The sequence below is a fragment of the Streptomyces sp. NPDC057486 genome (genome assembly GCF_042802415.1).
Taxonomy (GTDB): Bacteria; Actinomycetota; Actinomycetes; order Streptomycetales; family Streptomycetaceae; genus Streptomyces; species Streptomyces yanii.
The window spans coordinates 22,223-42,538 of record NZ_JBHVEE010000084.1 but is presented as its reverse complement, the minus strand read 5'-3'; the positions used below and the strand labels follow the sequence as shown (position 1 = coordinate 42,538).

The window sequence follows — 20,316 nt, the reverse complement described above, 5'->3', positions numbered from 1 at the left end:
ACACGCGGCGTTCCACTCCGGATGTCAACGAAGGGGAAGGAGGGGTATCGAGGGTTGGTCATGACACATGACCACCGATACGGCTTCGTCGACTTGAGTGGGATGTCGTCCTCGTACTGGCTGTACTTCCGGCGAATCGACGCCTCGAAGTGCGGTGCCAGACGCGGGGGCCGGGTGCCCATTCTGTTCGGAGTCCCAAGCCAGGCGAGACCGGCATCCGGGCCGACGCGAGGGCGGCTGGGCCAGTATGAGGACAGTCCGCCTCAATTTCATCCCACGCGCCAGCCAAGTGACAGTGCCCCGGGAGGGTTTCCCTTGTCACCATGCTCTCCGCGTCCAGCTCACGTTCTCCGAACGGCAGCTCGGGGCCGACTGCGCAGCGCACCACCTGACAAGCGACCCCACAGCCCTGTCGGACCTCCCAACGGATCCGAAGGGCAGCGATTCCCCACGGCACCGCTCTGCCACGACGTACGGCGCACCGAAGCCGAACGTCCCGCCCCTTTTCCCAACCAGCAGTAGGCCCGACAAGTCCACGCTCGCGTGACCTCCAGAGGAGCCGTTGTGACAGCCCACAAACATCGTCGCCCCTTACGCCGAATAGCCGCGACGATGGCCCTCGCCCTCGTCCTGCCTGTCCTGTCGCTGTTCGCGCCGACGACGCCGGCGCACGCCGAAACTCCGGCACCTGCCTTCAAGGTGCTCGTCTTCTCCAAGACCACCGGATTCCGGCACGACTCGATCCCCGACGGCATCGCGGCGATTCAGAAGCTAGGCCAGGACGACGGCTTCGCGGTCGACTCGACCGAGGACAGCTCGAAGTTCACTGACGAGAACCTGGCGCAGTACCAGGCCGTCGTCTTCCTGTCCACGACCGGCGATCCGCTGGGCACCCAGGAGCAGAAGGACTCCTTCCAGCGCTACATCCAGCGCGGTGGCGGTTTCGCCGGGGTCCACGCGGCCTCCGACAGCGGTTACAACTGGCCGTGGTACGGCAAACTCGTCGGCGGGTACTTCAAGTCGCACCCGGCGATCCAGCAGGCCACCGTCAAGGTCGAGGACCCGGCGCACCCGTCGACCGAAGGTCTGCCGACGTCGTGGACCCGCACCGACGAGTGGTACGACTACCAGGCCAACCCCCGCAGCACCGTGCACGTGCTGCAGTCGATGGACGAGAAGTCCTACTCCGGCGGCACCATGGGCATCGACCACCCGACCACGTGGTGCCAGGACTACGACGGCGGCCGGTCGTGGTACACGGGGCTCGGCCACACCAGGGAGAGCTTCGCCGAGCCGAACTTCCTGAAGATGCTCCTCGGCGGCATCAAGACCGCGGCAGGTGTGGTGAAGGCCGACTGCGCGGCTTCGCAGAACGGCAGCTTCGAGAAGGTCACCCTCGACAACAAGACGTCGAACCCGATGATGCTGGACGTCGCGGACGACGGCCGGGTCTTCTTCGTCGACCGGATGGGCGACGTCAGGGTCATCAAACCCAGCGGCGGCACCGTGACGGCCGGTCACCTGAACGTGTTCACCGCCAACGAGAGCGGGCTGCTCGGCCTGGCATTGGACCGAGACTTCGACTCCAATCACTGGGTGTACCTGTTCCACTCGCCGACCGGGGTGAACGTCGACCGGCTGAGCCGGTTCACCGTCACCGGGGACACCCTCGACATGTCGAGCGAGAAGAAAGTCCTCGAAATTCCGGTGCAGCGGGCCGAGTGCTGCCACCACGGCGGCGGCATGCTGATGGATCACAAGACCGGCGACCTGTGGCTCGCCACCGGCGACAACACCAATCCGTTCGCCTCGGACGCCTACACGCCGATCGACGAGCAGCCGGGCCGTGAGGCATGGGACGCGCAACGCACTGCGGGCAACACCAACGACCTCAGCGGCAAGCTGCTGCGGATCCACCCCGAGGCGGACGGCACCTACACCGTGCCGTCGGGCAACCTGTTCGCGCCTGGTTCCGCGAAGACCAGGCCGGAGATCTACGGCATGGGATTCCGCAACCCCTTCCGTATCGGCCTCGACCCGAAGACCGGACACCCGCTGGTCGCCGACTACGGACCTGACGCCGGGTCTGCGAGCCCCACGCGGGGTCCGGAGAACACGGTGGAATGGAACCTGGTCACCCAGCCGGGCAACTACGGCTGGCCGTACTGCACCGGCCCCAACAGGCCCTACGTCGAATACGATTTCGCGACCAAGAAGTCGGGGTCGGCGTTCAACTGCGCGGCACCGGTCAACAAGTCGCCCAACAACACCGGTCTGACCGACCTGCCTCCGGCGATCCCTGCCACGGTCTGGTACCACTACAACACTGACCAGCAGAACTTCCCCGAGTTGAATGGCGGCGCGCCGATGGCGGGCCCGGTCTACCGGTACGACCCGGACCTGAAGTCGGACGTCAAGTGGCCGGCGTACTGGGACAACAAGGCGATCTTCGGCGAGTGGAACACCAACAAAATGTTCTCGTTCCAGCTGAACGAGGACAGCACCAAGCTCATCAAGATCAACCAGATACTCAAGTCCATGAGCTTCAAGCGGCCCATGGACCTGAAGTTCGGCCCCGACGGGGCGCTGTACATGATCGAGTGGGGATCCGGGTTCGGCGGCGACAACGCCGACTCCGGCGTCTACCGGATCGAGTACGTCAAGGGCAATCGGCCGCCGGTAGCCCGCGCCTCGGCGGACAAGACCGACGGACCGCTGCCGCTGACCGTGAAGTTGTCCAGTGAGGGGACCAAGGACCCCGAAGGCAAGGCGCTCACGTACGCCTGGGACTTCGGTGACGGCACGGACGCCTCCACCGACCCCAACCCGACGCACACCTACACCAAGGCGGGCGAGTACAACGCGGTCCTGACCGTCACCAACGCGGACGGCATGACCGCCAAGGCCAGCGTGACGATCACTGCGGGCAACACCCGGCCGACCGTCAAGGTAGACCTGCCACCGAACGGCGGGTTCTTCGACTTCGGCGACCAGGTGAAGTTCAAGGTCACCGTCACCGACCCCGAGGACGGCCAGATCGACTGTAACGAGGTCCAGATCCAGGCGATCCTCGGCCACGACGGCCACGGCCACCCCCTCGACCAGCTCAAGGGCTGCGAGGGTGTGGTGCAAACGACAGAGGGCGGGCACGGCGTCGACGACAACCTCTTCTATGCGATCGAGGCCAGTTACACCGACCACGGCGCCGCCGACGAGGCCAAGCCGCTGACCGGGCGGGGTCAGGTCATCCTGCAGCCCAAGCGCAAGCAGGCCGAGCACTTCGCCGAGACCGGCCGGGCGTCGGACGGCAAGGGCACCGACGCCCCGGGCGTGCAGACCGAGACCACCAGCGACCCGATGGGCGGTGGCAAGAACATCGGGTACATCGAGGACGGCGACTGGTGGTCGTTCGACCCGGTGAACCTGACCGACATCGACGCGATCCGGTTCCGGGCCGCGTCGAACACCTCCGGCGGAACCATTCAGGTCAAGCTGGGCGACCCGGAGAACGGAAAGCTGGTCGGCTCGGTCGACGTGCCGGGCACCGGCGGCTGGCAGAAGTACATCGACGTCACAATGAACCTCACCAACCCGCCGACGGAGAGCGGACCGCTGTACTTCATCGCGCGCAGCCCGGCGAGCACGGCGGGCGGTCTCTTCAACGTCAACTGGGCCGACTTCACCGGTAGAGGCGTCACGGAGAATCAGCGCCCGGTGGTGACCGCGTCGGCGAACCCGACATCGGGCACCGCACCGCTGAAGGTCGACTTCACCGCGTCGGCCACCGACCCCGACGGCAACCTGCCACTCACCTACAAGTGGGATTTCGGGGTGAAGGGAGCCCCGCAGCCGACCACCCAGAACGCGAGCTACACCTACACTGCGCCGGGTACGTACACCGCAGCGGTCACCGTGACCAACGCCAAGGGCGCGAAGACGACCAAGGAAATCTCGATCAAGGTGGACGCGTCGAACACGCTCTGCCTGGCCGGGCGTTCCGACGACTTCCTGGGCACTGAACTCGACCATGGCCGCTGGTCGGTCATCCGCGAGAACCAGGACCTGAAGATCGCCGACGGCAAGCTCGTGATCCCGACATCGAACACCGACCTGTACGGAGCCGGCGGCGGCACGTCGAACATCGTCGTACAGCCGGCGCCGGACGGAGCCTGGATGGCCACGGCCAAGGTCACTCTCAACGCGCGTGACCAGTACCAGCAGGCGGGCCTGATCCTCTACGGCGGCGACGACGACTACGCCAAGATGGTGCTGCAGGCGCGCGGCACCAACGACCACGCCAACCGCATCTTCCAGTTCATCCGCGAGGAGAACGGCGCTCCCAAGGAGGTGCCGGCGAGCAACACGGCGCAGCTCGGGGATGCCTACCCCGACACCGTGTACGTGCGGTTCATCAGCGACGGCACCAACCTGACCGCCCACTACTCAGCGGACGGCGTCAACTTCACCGCGATGCCGGAGACGAAGAAGCTCGCCGGGATCAGCAACCCGAAGATCGGTCTGCTCGCCCTGTCCGGCAACGGCAGTCATCCGGTGATCGACGCGTCCTTCGACTGGTTCCAGATCACCCCGGACGACACGGCGAGCGCGTCGGGTCCGAACGACGAGTTCGACGGCACGGCGATCGACGGCTGCCGCTGGGACTCGATCGTGCGCCACGACCCCTCGGCTGTGCGGGTGACCGGCGGCAACCTGGAGATCGACACTTCGAAGGGCGACATCTTCGGGACGGGCAACTCCGGCCCGGAGAACTTCATCCTGCAGAAGGCGCCGGAAGGCGACTGGACGCTGGAGACCAAGATCGACGCATCGGCGTTCAACCAGGCCTACCAGCAGGGCGGGCTGATGGTGTACGCCGGTGACGACGACTACGTGAAGTTCGACTACATCACCGACAACAACGCCGGGGCGGCTGTGGCGCGCAGGATCGAGCTGCGCAGCGAGGTCGGCGGAACCGTGCAGAACCCGCAGCCGGCGGTCAGCCAGCTCACCAGCGGCGTGTGGTGGCTGCGACTGAAGAAGGAGGGCGACACCTTCCACGGCTACTACTCCTCCAACGGCACCGACTGGACCGAGATTGGCGTGAACGGCACGCCGACCGCGGTCAAGAACAGCAAGGTCGCCAGCGGTGCGAAGGTCGGGCTGTTCGCCTTGGGCGCCAACCAGACGGAGTCGAAGACGGCCAAGTTCGACCACTTCCACCTCACCCAGGATGTCGCCGACAAGACTCCGCCGTTGACGACCGCGAAGACCGACCCGGCCCAGCCGGACAGCGGCTGGTTCACCGGTCCGGTCAGGGTCACGCTGACGGCAGCCGACGAGGAGAAGGGCAGTGGGGTCGACCGCACCGAGTACCGGCTCGACGGCGGCGCCTGGACCGCATACACCACCCCGGTCATCGTCGCCGGGGACGGCTCGCACACGCTGGCCTACCGCTCGACCGACAAGGCGGGGAACGTCGAGGACGTCAAGGCCGTGACAGCCAAGATCGACACCAAGGCCCCAACCGTTCTGATCTCCGGCGTGGCAGCCGGTCAGCAGTACGGCGACAGCCAGGATCTCGCCATCAGCTGGCAGGCCCTCGACACCGCTTCGGGCATCAAGTCGGTGACCGGCAAGTTGGATGGCAAGCCGTTCGAGTCGGGTGCGGTCCTGGCCCTGCACGAGCTGGCACTGGGCGAGCACACGCTGACCGTCATCGCCACCGACAAGGCGGACAACACGACCGAGCAGACGGTGAAGTTCTCCGTCGTCACCTTTACGGCTGACATCGCCAACCTGATCGACCGTTTCGAGGCCTCCGGGAAGCTCACCCAGAAGAACGCCGACACGCTTCACAAGGCGCTCGACGGCGTCCGCGACGCGGAGAGCAAGGACAAGAAGAACGACGAAATCGTTAAGGAGCTCGAGAAGTTCAAGGACAAGGTCAACGACAAGAAGATCATCACCGATGACCAGGTCAGGACGGTGCTCATCCGGGACGCCGATGCACTGATCGCTCAGTACGGCGGCGCGCCGAAGAGCGGCTGAACATGACCGGGGCGGCGGCCCCGACGGGTGCCGGACGACCGGAAGGGGACCCGGCACCCCGCCGAACCACCCGAGGTGTCCCGCGGCACGCGTCGCGGGACACCCGCCTCATTCCTCTCCGATCAGAACACACGCCCCTTTCATGGGAGGTGCATCATCAGCCGGCATTCGATCCGGGGCCGGGTGCTCACGCTCGCGGCCGCGTTCATGTCTGGCGCGCTCGTCGTCGGCGGTCTGGTGTTCGCGGTGACCCGGCCGAGTTCGACCGAGCGGATGGCCGACCGGCTCCGCGCTGAGTCGGCCCAACGCGACAGGGAACAGATCAGGGACCTCACCGAGCTGGCCCGCACCACCCGCGACAGACTCGCTCCGGTGCTCGACGGACTGGACCGGGCCATGCCCATGCCCGCTGACGGCGGCACCGCGGGAACCCCGGCCAACGTCGCGAAGTGGCGGCAGGCGGCCGCCGCGGCCGTCAAGGACTTCGCCGACCCGCCTTCCGGCGAAACCGCCACCAACGTGGCACGCTCAAGTCTCGCCTCCGCCATACGGCAGATTGCTACCGCCGTCGACACATACGCGACCTCGCAGGCACTTGCCGGGCGCAGCCGTGAGACCGTCATGGCCCTCGCCGTACGTCAGCGCGCTGATGCCGTCTTCACCTGGTCGGTCGGAGCCATCGCTCTCGACGCGGTGAACGGCGACGTGGGCTACGGGCACCAGCCCGTGTTCCTGCCGGCCTCGCCCGGCAGCAGGGCACTCACCGCCGATCCCGAACACGAGGGGAGTAATTCGTGAACATGGCACTGAGGAACACCGCAGCGGCTGTCCTGCTCGCCGTGCTCGCTCTGCTGCTCGGCGCGCCTGCGGCTTCCGCGCACGGCGGACCGATCGTATTGGAGGTTGTCGGAGACGGCAGCCATGGCGTCAACGTGGTGGCCACCTGGAAAAAGGATCGTCATCCGGTCAGGGACATCGTCATCGGGACGGTGGTCGCGACCTCCACAGACAGCCGTTCCTTCGGACCGCTCCAGCTTGTCTCCGCGCCTGAGGGCCAGAACCTTTACCGCATCGCCCAGCCGCTGCCGACAGGCACATGGCGTGTCACGGTGACCACGACCGAACCCGCCGAGACGCAGAAGACGGTGAACGTGGTGGCACGAGACATCACCGCCGCCCCCGAATCGCAGCAGGCCACCGGTGCACCAACGGGCCCGGCCGACATGACGCTCACGATCGTCGTCGCGGTGGGGATCGCGGCTGCGGCGGTGATCGGTGTCGCGGCCGGGATGCACCTGCTCCGTGGCAAGCGGCCGGGCTCCACCGAGCCCAGATGATCAATTCCAAGGGGTGTCCGCCCAAGGGCTGTCCCGTCATCCCTGGTGGATCAGCGCGCGGCGTCAGATGCGGTGCGTCGCAAGGCGGAGGCGCGTCCTCCCACTGGGTGTATTCGGGTGTTCCGACAGCACAGCGAGGTGCCGCAGCTGTCGCCGTGCGCCCGCCAGGAATGACGGGACAGCCCTTGGGCGGCCGCGTACCGGCCGCAGGCCTACGCCCGGCCGGGAGTGAACTGCCGGCGGTGACAGTGGTCAGATCACGGTCACCGGGTGACGCACCACTGCGTCGAACAGAAAGCCCTGCGTGTTGGCCACGGCGGTGTCCGGCTGGGTGTGGCCGGCCGTGTCGGTGGCGCGGGCCAGGAGGTGAGTGTCGCCGACCGTGTCGGGCTTCCAGGTCAGGGACCAGCGGGTCCAGGTGCCGGCACGGGGCCGGTCGTGGAGCCGGACGGGCCGCCAGCTCGCCCCGCCGTCGGTGCTGACATCGACCCGCGCGATGGCCCCCGCGCCCGACCAAGATCGGCCGTGCAGCACCTGCCCCTCCCCCACCGTGAACCTCGCCCCACTCCCGAGCTCGAAGGCACTCCTGACCACCTGCCGGGTCAGCGGCGCGCTGCCCTCCTCCGGGTATGCGGAGCCGAACAGACGGTAGAAGATGGTGTTCCAGGGCGAGTAGAGCGGCTGCCTGGACACCTCGATGTCGCCGACCCACTTGATCGACGAGATCCCCACCCACCCCGGCACCAGCACCCGCACCGGATACCCGTGGTCGTACGGAAGCGGTTCGCCGTTCATCTCGTACGCCAGCAGCACATCGTCCAGCGCCTTGGCCAGCGACAGCGGACGGCGTACCCGCCCGAGGTTCTCACCGCCGCTGAAGAACTCGGCGTCCAGGCCGCGCGGCTGCACATCCACGGCGTACGAGGACAGCCTGGCCTTGCGCAGGACATCGGACAGGCGCACCCCGCGCCAGCGCGCGACGCCGATCGCCCCCAGCGTCCACGGGGTGCCGGTGACCGTTTCGCCCTGCTGCGTAGTGAAGTAGCTGCGGCCGTTTCCGGCGCACTCGACGAACGCTGTACGGGTCACGGCGGGCAGGGCGCGCAGATCGTCGTACCCGAACTCCACCGGCCTGTCCTCACGGGGCGCGCCACGCAGCCCGCTGCCCCACAGCTTCAGCCGCCAGTCGGCGGCGTCCAGGACAGGGGTGGCGGTGTGGTTGCGCACGAAGAACAGTTCGTTGGGGGTGCGGTGGCCGGTTCCGCGCAGCGCCTCCCAGCGGGTCTCAGCGTTGGTGCCGCGCCGAATGAACCACTCGGGCGGCAGCGGCTTGACAATCGTGGGATCGGCGGCGTGGGCGAGGTACGGCGGGGGGATCGCGGCCCCTGCGGCGGTCGCGGCGAGCAGGGTCAGCAGCCGGCGGCGGGTGACCCCGTCCGCCCTGGCGTCCCCGGAGAGCCACTGGCTCAGCCTGTGGCGGTCGTACGCGGATTCGTCGTGGTGGGCGGGGGAGACGGGTGAAGGCATGAGATTTCCTCGTCGTTGAGACAACAGACAGACATGGGAGACGACGGTGCGAGCCGGCGCACTGGGCGGCGTGCCGGGAAGGCTGCCGAGGTCCACAGCGCGGCGGCGTGTCAGAGGTTCCAGCGGCGGCATGGCTGGATGCAAGCACGCAGCGCGAGAAGGCGTCAACGGGGCGATCTCGCCACTCGGTTGGTCCTTTTCTGCGGCAAGTCATTGTCAATACCTGTGGGTGAGTTGGGTTTCAGTCCGCTTCGGGCCGCTCGATGCGGCGGCCGTTTTCGAAGCGGGTGCCGAAGCGGACGAGGGTGACGAGGTGGGGTGTGGTGACCGTGAGTCGCTGCGGTCCGCCGACTCATGCCGACGCCTCCCGCGACCACGACAGCGGTTGCCGCCGGGCGACCGCAGTCCGTCGGATCGTCGCGGTTCACATGTCACCTCCTTCAGTGGGTGGTTCCGGTGCGGTGCACCCCGCGCACCGCCGACTGGTTCACCAGACGGGCATCGATATGCAACGCAATCAGGGCCGCGTCTCCGGCAGGGTGGTTCCGCGCTGTGGTCAGGGCGACCCGGTCGCGTGAGATGGACGACGCACCCGTCAGACGGGCGCTGCCGTTCGGAGTGCAGGACCAGGTCGCGGCCTGCTCACGCCGACCGCCCTTGTCCGTGGTCCACGCCACAAACCGCTGAGCCCTACGGCTCGCGAACTGCTGAGAGATCGGCCCCTACCGGCGGTCTGGGGACATGAACACCTGGCTGCCGCCGCCGGGCGGGGCGCGGTGCGCGTGCTGAAAAAGATCCGCGTCCGCGGGCCGGTCGCCCGGCCCCGCACACGGCCGGGCACGGTCCTCGCTGACAAGACATCCCACGCGGATAAGGGTCAAGCTGCGGCGGTGGCTTCCGCGGACGGTCGTTGCCGAGTGAGCCGGAACTCGAGCATCGCCGCAAAGCGTTCGTCGGGATCATTCAGGTTCAGTTGCGCGATTTCTGCCGCTCGCCGAAGGCGGTATCGGAATGTGTTGGGGTGTACATCCATGGCCGCAGATGCGTTCAGGGTGTTGCCGAGGTGGTCGAGCCATTGGGCCACGGTTTCCGCCATCGTGGTTCCGTGTTCTCGATCGTGGTGATGCAGCCGGGCGATGGGGCCGTCCAGCAGCCCGCCCTCATTGTGCAGTTGGTCACCGATCTCCAGCAAGAGTGCGTCGAGTTGGACGTCGGCGAACAATGCGACTCGGCCGGCTGGTTCCTGGCGCAGGACACGTAGGGTTCTGTCCGCATCGTGCCGCGAGCGAGCGAGGTCGGCCGGATCGGATGACGAGCCGTCGCGACCGATACCGATCGCCGCTCCTCCAGGTCTGTCCCGTGCACGGTCGAGGAAATCGTTCGAAACCCGCTGGGCCATGGCCGTGACGTTTTCTTTTCCTTTCCGGATCGGTGCCGGCACGATCGCATAACACACGTCGCCGACCAATGCGGCAACTGCGCCGGGTGCCGCGACCGACAGGTGAAATGCGAAGGAGTCGGTGATCCGTTCCAAGGTCTGCCGTCGCGTTTGCCCGGAGACGTCAGTGTCGGCCGAGTTCCCATTCGGAAGGGACAGGCCGAGCACTGCCACGGTCCGGTGCGCCAGTCCAAGACGCTCGATCGCGCCCGACGCCGGGGCGCCTCCCGTCAATGCGGTTGCGATGAGGTCCGCGCGAACCTGCCGGTCGATGTCTACACCGATACGGTGCCGCAGCAGATGCAGCGCAACGACTTTCGCGGCATCGACGAGTACGTGCTCCTTCTCGTCGCTCAGGGGCCCAGGGACAGCCGCCCAGATCGAGCCGAGCACTTGGTCCCCTGCTCGTACGGCTATCGCCACGCGCGGAAGACCTGGCACTCCTTCGATCTGCGGCGTGTCGATGAAGATCGGTTTCTCGCCGGCGTAGAGCCGTTTGAAGACGCCCGCTCGTTCCTGCGCGAGGCGGGCGTGCTGGGGGACGCCACGTCCGAGAATCGTCTCGATCCGTGTTTGATCAGCCTCGTTCTGGCGATCGGAGAACGCCAGAATCTGTGAGTCGCGATCTTCGATGGTGATCGGCGCGTCGAGCAGTGATCCGATCGCGTTGGCCAGGGCGAACGAGTCTTCCGCGGGCATTCCGGCCAGCAGTTCCTCGCCGCTCGCACTGCCGGAGAGCAGCGAGCGGAGCAGGACGACCAGCTGTGCCCACGTTGCTCCGCCGGCGAGACCGAGCAGGGCCACACCGCTGCGTTCGACGCGAGCACGCAGCTCCGGCTCGAGATCCAGCGGCGCACGTACCACGAGGGCGGGGGCCTGGCGTGTGACCGCACGATCGAGCAAGGCCGGCAGATCTCCGACGTCGGCGGCGGTACACAGAAGCATGGCCCCGGGGCGAACCGGTACCTGCTCCCGCGGATCGTCGACGACGACGTCGGTGATCAACGTCGTTCCGTCGACGGTCCCCGCAAGAACCTCCAGCAGGGTGCCGGCGAGGTTGCTCACGACGTTGTCGAGCCTGGCTCCAGGGCTGGTCATGATCGGCACCCTTCGTTCGCTTCCTGCTGGACCCAACGGTACGTCGTTCGTGAATCCGCACCACACCTCGGTCGTGATTGGTGCGGCCGCACGATGCACGTCGTGGTGATGCACAGCACGCTGGTGCGCATCGACGCCCCACCCCGAAAGCAGGGAGTGTTTACATGTTCGCGACACCATCCACCACCGGTGCATCCGACGACGCGCGGTGCGCTGTCTCCGCATCATCCATGTCGTCATGGGCGGAAAGCCTTGCTGAGCTCGGGTTCGAACTTCCGTCGACGGCCACTCCGATCGGCGCCTATGTTCCGGCGGTGCGGACCGGTGATCTGGTCTACACCTCTGGCCAGTTGCCGTTGGTGCGGGGATCGATCGAACGACCGGGAAAGGTCGGCCGCGAGGTTTCGGCGATGGACGCGTCGAGGGCAGCGGAAATCTGCACTCTGAATGCACTTGCTGCGATCGATGCCCTCGTCGGCCTCGACTCGGTCGTACGGGTCGTGAAGGTGACCGGGTTCGTCGCTTCCGCCGACGACTTCGCCGGCCAGCCCGACGTCGTCAACGGCGCCTCGAATCTGCTCGCGAGCGTTTTCGGCGATGCCGGTACACATGCGCGCTCGGCTGTCGGCGTCGCCGAACTGCCACTGAACGCTCCCGTCGAAGTCGAACTCATCGTCGAGGTTGCCTGACCTCCGGCACTCAGCCGGACCCGACCGAGCGACGCCCGGCACGGTCCGCCACGACTGTCCTCGCCAACACAGAACGCCTATATCGGAACACTGACCTCGAACAAGGACACATCATGACTGTCGACAGCTCCCTCGAAGGGGCGAACGAGGACGGCCTCGCGCAAGGGCTCAACAAACGACACATCCGCATGATCGCGATCGGTGGCGCCATCGGAGTCGGGCTCTTCCTCGGATCCGGGAAAGGCATCTCCTACGCCGGGCCGGCCGTGATCGGCGTCTACGCGATCACCGGCTTCTTCATCTTCATCATCATGCGTGCCCTCGGCGAGCTGCTGATGTACAGGCCCGTCGCGGGGAGCTTCGCCGAGTATGCGCGCGAATTCCTGGGCCCTGCATACGGTTTCGTCACCGGCTGGGGTTACTGGCTCACCTGGACCATCATCGGGATGGCCGAGCTCACCGCAGCAGGGGTCTTCGTCAAGTTCTGGTTCCCGTCGCTGCCGCAATACCTCACGGCGCTGATCGCACTGCTCGCACTCGTCGGATTGAACCTGGCCAAGGTCGGATTCTTCGGGGAGGCCGAATTCTGGTTCGCATCGATCAAGGTCGTCACCATCCTTGCCCTGATCGGTGGCGGCATCTTCGCGCTGGTCTTCAACGTCGGCGAAGCCGGCCAGGCAGGAGGGATCGAAAACCTCTGGAATCACGGAGGCATCGCCCCGCACGGGCTACTCGCGGTCCTTCTGGCCTTCCAGGTCGTGGTCTTCTCCTACCAGGGCGTCGAACTCATCGGCATGACCGCAGCCGAGACGAAGGACCGGGAGTCCGTGATACCGAAGGCGATCAACTCCGTGCCCTGGCGTATCGGGATCTTCTACGTCGGCACCCTGATCGTGCTGATGTCGCTGTTCCCCTGGGATCAGTTCAGCGCGGACGAGAGCCCCTTCGTCAAGAGCTTCTCGCACATTGGTCTTCCCGCGGCCGCCGGCGTCATGAACTTCGTCGTCCTCGCCTCCGCTCTGTCGGCGTGCAGTGCCGGGCTGTACAGCAACGGACGCCTGCTCAAGAAGCTCGCCGAGGACGGGCTCGCACCCAAGGTGTTCGAGAAGACCAGCCGTGGTCACGTGCCTGCGGCCGCCATCATCGCCTCCGGCACTCTGATGCTCGTCGGCGTCGCGGTCAACGCGATCGTCCCGGAGCAGGCGTTCTCGTACATCTCGTCGGTCGCCACTCTCGGAGGAATCTGGTGCTGGGGTGTCATCGTCGTCTGCCACCTCGTCTACCGGCGTCGCGTCGAACGCGGTGAGGCACCCGCGAGTACGTTCCAGCTCCCTTACGCCACGGCCCTGTGCTGGGCCACCCTCGCCTTCCTCGCAGCTCTGACGATTCTCCTCGCGTTCGACGAGGGCCAGCGCATCGCCTTGTACGCCCTGCCGGTCTGGGCAGCGATTCTCATCGGCGGCTACCGGATGTCGTCGCGAAACGCCGCCCGCAAGGAGCACATCCCGGCCCGGGCACCGAGCGCGCTGTGAGCCCTGAGTCCATCCACTTGCGCTGACGCCCTGCCGAGCAGCCACCTGAAGGAACCACCGTGATTCCCGCCGCATACCCCCAGCTGCGTCTCGACGCCGCCGCCCTCGATCACAACATCCGCGTCATGGCCGACTGGTGCAAAACCCATGACGTCGCACTTGCTCCCCACGTCAAGACGACAATGTCCGCTCCCATCATCGAACGACAGATCGCGGCCGGCGCCGTCGGCGTCACCGTTGCCACCGTCGACCAGGTCGCGACCGTGCTCGGCTGGGGACACAACACCGTCCTCATCGCGAACCAGGTCGTCGATCCATTCGGACTGGCGCGACTTCGGGCCTGGCTCGCCGCCGAGCCGGAACGGAAGATCCGGTGCTTCGTCGACTCCGCGGCCGGGATCGCCGCAGCGAATCAGGTGTTCGACGCGCACGGCCCCGTTCTCGAGGTGCTTTTGGACATCGGCACCCCGGGTGGCCGCACCGGTATCCGCGACCCGGAGCAGGCCCGCCGCACAGCGGAGCTCGTCCGAGCGGCTCCCGGACTCCGGCTCGTGGGAGTCGCCGGTTACGAAGGCGTCGCCCCGAACACAAGGACCGACGAAACGCTTGCGGCCGTGGACGAACACTGCCGCCGGGTCCGCGACGTCTACCTCGACGTCGCCGGACTCTTCGAGACCGACCGCCCCGTGTACTCGATGGGCGGATCGGCCTTTCCTGACCGTGTCGTCGACTTCCTCGCGACGGACGACGACGTTCCGGGCACAATCCGGTTGCTCAGGTCCGGTTGCTATGTCACACACGATCACGGCGTCTACGCCCGCGTGAGCCCGATTCCCGGCCTCGTCCCAGCCCTGGCCGTGCGCGCGGTCGTCGTGTCCGCCGCCGAGGACGGCACCGCCGTGGTCGGAGCCGGGAAGCGCGACCTTCCCTACGACACCGAGACGCCGATCCTTCTGTCCGCCAGCACGGCGGCCGGACAAAAGAAGTCCGATGTCCGCGGACGTGTGCGCGCGCTGTACGACCACCACACCGTGCTCTCCGACGCATGGAATCTTGAGGTGACGGATGTCGTCGAGTTCGGGATCTCGCACCCGTGCTCGGCATTTGACCGGTGGCCCGATTACCTCATCACCAACGACCACGGTGATGTGATCGACGTCTGGCGCACCGACTTCCACCGATCATCGATCGCCACAGCGCTCAGCGAGTCGGCGAGGAGAACGGAGGCAGCTCATGCCCGATAGGCCTTTCGGTGACTTGCGGCACCACGGTGGCAGGATCGCCGAGGAGAAGCGCTTGCGCTCGCCCGTGGCCTCGTCGACGCGCTTGTCGTTCACCCGCGGGGTGCGGACCTCGACCGGGCCGGCCCGGGTGGTCACGATCCGGGGGCGGTGGTGGCCGTTGCGCACGACCAGGCGGCGGTCCCGTTTGTCGCGCTCAGCGACCAACTCGGCTATGTACTGGTCGACTTCCGCTTCCAGTGCGGCGGCGAGCATCCGCCTCGCACGGAGCCGGTGGACGTGGAGCCCTCTTCGCTGACTTCGGCAGTCGCCGACCCAGGCTTTCGGAGGCTGGCGCCGGACGGTGGTGCACGATGGTTGGGCCCGATAAGGCGAGCAGGTGGAAGCTCATGATCACTCTCCAAGGACTTCTCGATGCCGTGGGAGCGTCCGTGTTGTCAGAGGTGTCCGCTCCCGGCAGGGCTCCGGTCGCGTTGGGTGACGTGGTGATCGCCGAACCGGACGGTGAGCTCGAGCTGGGCAGGGGTGACGTGATCCTTGGCGTGAACCTGGTCGACCGAGAAGCGGCCCTTGGGCTGTTGTCACTGTGCGCCCGGCAGTCCGCCGCCGCGCTGTTGCTCAAGGCACCGGCAGCCGTGGATGCGGAGGTGACCACGGCGGCGACGGCCGCAGGAGTCGCACTGATACAGGTCGCGCATCAGGCAGGGTGGGCCCAGGTTGTCTCGCTGCTACGCGCAGCGCTCGACGGTGACAGGCTCGCGGAGTCAGTCGCGGGCCTTGGAGTGGCTGAAGCCGCGGACTTGTTCGACCTGGCCGATGCGATCGCCGGCATCATCGACGCCCCCGTCACCATCGAGGACCGCACCTCGCGCGTACTCGCCTACTCCACTCGGCAGGAGCGTGACGACGAGGCACGCGTGGCGACCATCATGAGCCGTCACGTTCCCGACGAGGTGAACGCGCACTACCGGCGGCACGGCGTCTTCCGCAAGATCGCCCGGGACAAGAGGCCCATCTACGTTCCTGCAGTCGTCGAGGGAACCAAGCCCCGACTCGTGGTGCCTGTGCATGCAGGAGGGGACGTCCTCGGCTCGATATGGGCAATCGTGCCGGGCCCGGTCCCGGCCGAGCGCGCCGCGGCATTCGCGGCCGCCGCGGACGCCGCGGCCCTGCACCTGCTCCGTCGCCGTGCAGAGGCTGACCGGGAGCGCCTCGTACTGACGGACATGGTGGCGAAAGTGCTGCACGGGAAGGCGGGTGCCGTGGACGCGGCGCGCCTCCTCGGGCTGTCGGCCGGGCCCTGGCGGGTGATCGCCGTGGGCGTGCGCTGCGACGGTGCCGACGAGGCCGAGACGCAACGCCTGGCAGTGCAGGAACGACTGTCCCGGTTCCCCGGCTCACGTCTGCGCTCACCAGCAGCCGTGATCGGCGGCGTGGTCTACGGCATAGTGGATGCCGAGCCAGTGACCGCTGCTTCGCGACGCCAGTCCGAGTGGCTGCACGAGCTCGGCGAGACCACCGGCCGGGCTACGCAACTCGTCGCCGTGGGCGGGCTCGCCGCCTCCGTTCCAGAGCTTGCCGCCTCCCGGGCACAAGCCGACGACACGCTCGGACTGCTCACGTCCGGGCTGATCACGAACTCCCCGGCCGTCCACGACGACGTGTGGGCCAAGGTGGTCCTCCGCCGGGTCGCCCTCGCTGCCTCAACCGCCGGGACCGCGGACATCGGGCCTCTGCGACATCTCGTGAACCGCGACCGCGAGTGCCGCACCAGCTACCTGCCGACTCTGGAAGCCTGGCTGGAGGAGATGGGCGACCCCAAGGCGGCCGCCGCCCGGCTGCACATCCACCCGAACACGCTCCGCCACCGGATGCGTCGCCTGCGGGACGTCGTGGAGCTGCAGCTGGACAGCCCGGACGTCCGTTCCGCACTGCTCCTTCAACTCATGGCCCTCCGCTACGGCGCGGAGAGCGGTGCGCGCACCAGGAAGGATCACCAGGCCTGACGGCCTGCGTGAGCGTCCGCTGTGGCACCCGGCACGTCCTCTCCCTCGTTGTCCTAGTCGCACTCCCGGCCGCCGCAACACAGTGCCGTTCGCACGATGACGGCACGTTGTCCCGCCCGCCACCATGGCTCCACCCGCAGCCCGACGGGGCATCGCAGGATTCCATGGAAGGACGACGGCGTGACAATCGGCAGTCCCCACGAGGCCACCAGCCACACGCACCGAGCGGAGGAGAAGACGCCGCTCGCGGAGGCCCGGATCGATCTCGCAGCGATCCGCGACAACACGTCCCGGCTGCGCGACACGGCACGTTCCGCCGAAGTAATGGCCGTGGTGAAGGCCGACGGTTACGGGCATGGCATGGTCCCCTGCGCCCGCGCGGCGCTGGCCGGCGGCGCAACGTGGATCGGCGTCGCCCGCATGCACGAAGCGCTGGCACTGCGCGCATCGGGCATCAGCAGCCGAATCCTCGCCTGGCTGCTGGGCCCCGGTGACGACTGGGCTTCCGCCATGGTCGAAGGGATCGAACTGTCGGCCGGCGCCACGTGGGCGGTCGAGGCGGCGGCACAGGCGGCACAGGTCGCAGGCCGCCCGGGCCTGCTGCACCTGAAGATCGACACCGGACTGGGGCGCGGCGGTGCCTCGTCCGCCCAGTGGCCTGCGCTGGTCGAGGCTGCCTCGCGAGCGGAGGCATCCGGGCATGTTCGGGTCGTGGGGATCTGGTCCCATCTGGCTGATGCCGACTCTCCCGGACATCCCGAGTGCGACCGGCAGGTGGAGAACTTCCGGGACGCGGTTCAGCTGGCACGAAAGGCAGGGCTGAGCCCCGAAGTCCTGCACCTGGCCAACTCGGCCGCCACGCTCACCCTTCCACAGACCCACTTCGACCTCGTGCGCCCCGGCCTCGCGCTCTTCGGGCTGAGCCCGGTACCGGAGTTGGCCGACCCTGCGGCCCTCGGCCTGCGGCCGGCAATGACGCTCACCGCACGGCTGGTCTCCGTCAAACGTGTCCCCACCGGACACGGAGTCTCCTACGGCCACCGCTACCGCGCCTCCCGCGAGACGACGCTCGGCCTCGTCCCCCTCGGGTACGCAGACGGCGTACCCCGGCATGCCTCCGGCACCGGTCAGGTCCTCGCCGCCGGCCGTTGGCGCACGGTGGCCGGCACGGTCTGCATGGACCAGTTCGTCGTCGACCTCGACGACGACACGGCCGCAGTCGGCGATGAGGTCGTACTCTTCGGCCCCGGAGACCGCGGGGAGCCCGGCGCCGAGGACTGGGCGCGTGCCGCCGGGACCCTCTCCTACGAGATCGTCACGCGCATCGGTGCCCGCGTACCGCGTACGTACACCGGTGGTTCCAGCCCCGACGAACGCTGAAGTCGCCCCATTCATCGGCCCCGTTCTAAAAGCCTGCGGAATGGCTCACAGCACCACACCGCTCACCCCGCAAGCCCCGGTCACGACACTTCGCCGCCCCGGACAGCCCCCGGCAGTGTGGGAAGGATCCCCGCGTGTACGTCCGGAGCTTTCCCCTGAATTTCTGGGGAAGGCCCGTGTCAGTCCAAGCCGAGGGCGTTGAGGACGCCCTGGAGATAGCCGATCGCGTGGGCGCGGCCACGGCTGCAGTACGCATCGGAGGAAGTGTCGATCCAGGTATCGGGGTCGCCGACCACGGCCGGCACATGGTCGTCGATGATGAAGCCGTCGAATCCCACGTCATGGAGGCGGCGTATGACCCGGGCGGGGTGGTAGTTGCCCTCACCGAGGAAGCACTCACGGAAGGACGGGACGCTCCCTTGGACGTCCCGGAAATGGACGTAGCAGATCGCACCGAGCGGACCGAGCGTGTCGATGACTTCGTTGACGGCATCCTCGCCGCCCATCTCGGAGACCGTGCCGAGGCAGAGATCCAGTCCCCAGGCCGGACTTCCCTTTGCCTGCTCGCGTGCTGCGGAAAGCGATGCCGGCGAGTTGAAGATGCGCGCCGCGCCGCCCAGCGGCTCGTCCACCGGCGGGTCGTCCGGGTGCAGTGCCAGCCTCACCCCGGCTTCCTCGGCGACGGGCAGGACGGCGTCGAGAAAGTACTGGTGGTTGGCCCACATCTGCTCGGCCGTGATCGGCTCGGACGGCAGCGCGGTGGGCGAGAGCCGGTAGGAGGCGAGCGCGTTGCCGGCGCCGATGCGGGACAGGTCGAAGGAGGTGACCCTGGCGCCGCCGCGGCCGGCCACGTCCATGTCGGTGCGCCACACGAACGTCGGCAGCCAGTTGTAGCCGAGCATGTCTATGCCGACCGTGCCCATGTTCCGGATGGTCGTGCGGTAGTTCTCGATCTGTTCGTCCCGCCCGGGAAGACCCTGCTGGACCTTCCAAAAGTGGGCCAGAGGAACGTTCTCCAGGCCGTCGATCCGCAGCTTGTCGACGTCGCAGCGCTCGCGCAGTGCCCGCAGCTCCTCCAGGCTCCAGTAACCCGCCTCGCCGGGTAGCAGGTTGGGGGTGTGGAACTGGACGCCGGTGAGCCCGAGCTGATGCGCGAAGGTCGCCGTCCTGTCGTCATAGACGTCGATGTGGCCGAGGGAAAGCCTCAGCGTCATTCTCGTACCGCCTTCTGGGTCTGCCGGCCGAGGCCGTCGATTTCGACCTCGACGAGGTCGCCTTCGGTGAGATAAAGGAACCGGCGGAGGAGCGCGACGCCCTCGGGGGTGCCGGTGTTGGCGATGTCGTCAGGCTCCAGGACCGTGACCTGGCTGATCAGGTGGATCGGCGTGGCAACATCGAAGATCATTTCCAGCCTCGCGGAGGACTGCTGGGGCACGTCGTTGACTCAGGACCGCAGCCCGAGCGACTGGGGTCGCGGACCTCGTCGGGCGTCAACAGCGAGGAGCCCAACGGGTTGAACGTCTCGCAGCTCTTACCCTTGGACCACTGGCCACCGCTGGTCTCCAGCTGAAGGCGGCGCTCCAAGAAGTCGTTGGAGATGGTGTATCCACCGATGCAGGCCGGCACTGCTCCGGTGATCCCAGGCAGCGGGCCTTCCGGCCGATCACGACGGCGAGTTCGACCTCCCAGTCGGTCCGGTCCGATCCGCGTGGGAGCAGGCGGTCGTCGGACGGGCCGGCAACCGTGTTGGGGGCCTTGTACACCGCTGGGTGCTGCGGCGGCGGCGATCCGGACTCGGCGGCGTGGGCAGCATGGTTCGGGCCGACGTACAGCACGACGCCGGGACGGGCCACGGGCAGGGCGATGCGCAGGTCGCGGTACTCGCCATCCGGGGTGGCCACGACGGGCGCCTCGGCGCCGGACGGGCCGATACGCAGGAATCTCATGATGGCCCTTTCCGCAGGCAAGGAAAGGCCGGCCCCGTGCGGAGCCCGCCGTCGGCGGTCGGCGTCGCCGGTCC

At 67.5% G+C, this 20,316-nt stretch carries 12 protein-coding genes and 2 pseudogenes; 8 read left to right on the top strand and 6 right to left on the bottom strand.

Annotated elements, in window-relative coordinates; all coding sequences use genetic code 11:
- The first annotated feature begins 564 nt into the window (after positions 1-564).
- The 3 genes from ACFU6I_RS31420 to ACFU6I_RS31410 all read left to right on the top strand — a co-directional run bounded on the left by ACFU6I_RS31420 (position 565) and on the right by ACFU6I_RS31410 (position 7,385).
- Positions 565-6,048: a ThuA domain-containing protein gene (locus ACFU6I_RS31420; RefSeq protein WP_384372760.1), complete on the top strand. Its 5,484-nt coding sequence runs from the start codon at positions 565-567 to the stop codon at positions 6,046-6,048.
- A 207-nt stretch (positions 6,049-6,255) separates the two neighbouring features.
- On the top strand, positions 6,256-6,846 hold the full coding sequence (locus tag ACFU6I_RS31415) for a hypothetical protein (RefSeq protein WP_384372758.1): 591 nt from the start codon (positions 6,256-6,258) through the stop codon (positions 6,844-6,846).
- A 41-nt stretch (positions 6,847-6,887) separates the two neighbouring features.
- A complete protein-coding gene (locus ACFU6I_RS31410; protein WP_384372757.1) occupies positions 6,888-7,385 on the top strand; it encodes a hypothetical protein in 498 nt (165 codons plus the stop codon).
- A gap of 252 nt (positions 7,386-7,637) precedes the next feature.
- Here the strand turns inward: ACFU6I_RS31410 and ACFU6I_RS31405 are convergent, their stop codons facing one another.
- The 3 genes from ACFU6I_RS31405 to ACFU6I_RS31395 form a co-directional block, all read right to left on the bottom strand.
- The gene (locus ACFU6I_RS31405) at positions 7,638-8,912 is read right to left on the bottom strand and encodes a sulfite oxidase (protein ID WP_384372755.1); all 1,275 of its coding nucleotides are present in this window, start codon (positions 8,910-8,912) and stop codon (positions 7,638-7,640) included.
- A gap of 440 nt (positions 8,913-9,352) precedes the next feature.
- The gene (locus tag ACFU6I_RS31400; protein ID WP_384372753.1) at positions 9,353-9,589 is read right to left on the bottom strand and encodes a hypothetical protein; all 237 of its coding nucleotides are present in this window, start codon (positions 9,587-9,589) and stop codon (positions 9,353-9,355) included.
- A gap of 200 nt (positions 9,590-9,789) precedes the next feature.
- A complete protein-coding gene (locus ACFU6I_RS31395; protein WP_384372751.1) occupies positions 9,790-11,448 on the bottom strand; it encodes a PucR family transcriptional regulator in 1,659 nt (552 codons plus the stop codon).
- A 230-nt stretch (positions 11,449-11,678) separates the two neighbouring features.
- Here ACFU6I_RS31395 and ACFU6I_RS31390 point away from each other — a divergent pair, with 230 nt between their 5' ends.
- From ACFU6I_RS31390 to ACFU6I_RS31380, 3 genes are all read left to right on the top strand, one after another.
- A complete protein-coding gene (locus tag ACFU6I_RS31390; RefSeq protein ID WP_384372764.1) occupies positions 11,679-12,137 on the top strand; it encodes a RidA family protein in 459 nt (152 codons plus the stop codon).
- Between the two features lie 113 nt (positions 12,138-12,250).
- Complete coding sequence (locus ACFU6I_RS31385) at positions 12,251-13,669, top strand: amino acid permease (protein ID WP_384372749.1); 1,419 nt, start codon at positions 12,251-12,253, stop codon at positions 13,667-13,669.
- A 59-nt stretch (positions 13,670-13,728) separates the two neighbouring features.
- A complete protein-coding gene (locus ACFU6I_RS31380; RefSeq protein ID WP_384372747.1) occupies positions 13,729-14,913 on the top strand; it encodes an alanine racemase in 1,185 nt (394 codons plus the stop codon).
- Positions 14,914-14,916: 3 nt separating this feature from the next.
- Here the strand turns inward: ACFU6I_RS31380 and ACFU6I_RS31375 are convergent.
- A pseudogene (locus ACFU6I_RS31375) lies at positions 14,917-15,165 on the bottom strand (transposase); the annotation flags it as partial.
- A gap of 134 nt (positions 15,166-15,299) precedes the next feature.
- Here ACFU6I_RS31375 and ACFU6I_RS31370 point away from each other — a divergent pair.
- Together ACFU6I_RS31370 and alr are read left to right on the top strand one after the other, a co-directional pair.
- Entirely contained in the window at positions 15,300-16,916 is a 1,617-nt protein-coding gene (locus ACFU6I_RS31370) for a PucR family transcriptional regulator (protein WP_384372746.1), read from the top strand.
- A 186-nt stretch (positions 16,917-17,102) separates the two neighbouring features.
- Positions 17,103-18,296, top strand: coding sequence for an alanine racemase (alr, locus tag ACFU6I_RS31365; protein WP_384372762.1), 1,194 nt, complete (start codon positions 17,103-17,105; stop codon positions 18,294-18,296).
- A gap of 179 nt (positions 18,297-18,475) precedes the next feature.
- Here alr and ACFU6I_RS31360 read toward each other — a convergent pair whose 3' ends face one another.
- Both ACFU6I_RS31360 and ACFU6I_RS31355 read right to left on the bottom strand, forming a co-directional pair.
- Positions 18,476-19,510, bottom strand: a complete 1,035-nt coding sequence (locus ACFU6I_RS31360; protein WP_384372744.1) for a mannonate dehydratase — start codon at positions 19,508-19,510, stop codon at positions 18,476-18,478.
- Positions 19,507-20,242 (bottom strand): annotated as a pseudogene (locus ACFU6I_RS31355) (fumarylacetoacetate hydrolase family protein). The gene ACFU6I_RS31360 and the pseudogene ACFU6I_RS31355 overlap by 4 nt, the downstream one beginning before the upstream one ends.
- Positions 20,243-20,316 lie beyond the last annotated feature (74 nt).